This window comes from Paenibacillus sp. 598K (assembly GCF_003851045.1).
In the GTDB taxonomy this organism is placed as follows: Bacteria; Bacillota; Bacilli; order Paenibacillales; family Paenibacillaceae; genus Paenibacillus_D.
The window spans coordinates 1-293 of the sequence record NZ_BFBX01000488.1; the positions used below are offsets into that span (position 1 = coordinate 1).

1 pseudogene is annotated in these 293 nt (G+C 71.0%); it reads right to left on the reverse strand.

The annotated features are described in order from the left end of the window. Positions 1 to 293, reverse strand: a pseudogene (locus tag PA598K_RS37195) (hypothetical protein); the annotation flags it as partial.

A 293-nucleotide genomic window follows, 5' to 3' on the forward strand; every position in this document is an offset into this window, starting at 1 on the left:
CGCTCGCTCCAGGCCGCCAGCAGCTGACTCGCCTCGGTGGCGTCCGCCGGCTCGCAGCGGCAAGCCGCTGCGTCATGCAGCTTCACATCCAGCTCGCCGCCTGCCGCTGAGCGCTCCGCCGACATCAGGATCCTCCGCTTGCCCTGCCACAGCCGATAATCGTCGCGCTGCTCGAGGACGACGGCGACGGCGCGGCTATGCGGCCGACCGCTGCCGTAGAGCAATCCGGCCAGCAGCGCGCTCATCGACTCGCGGTCGCCTTCCCGGACGAAGGCGACCGCCCAATCGGACTC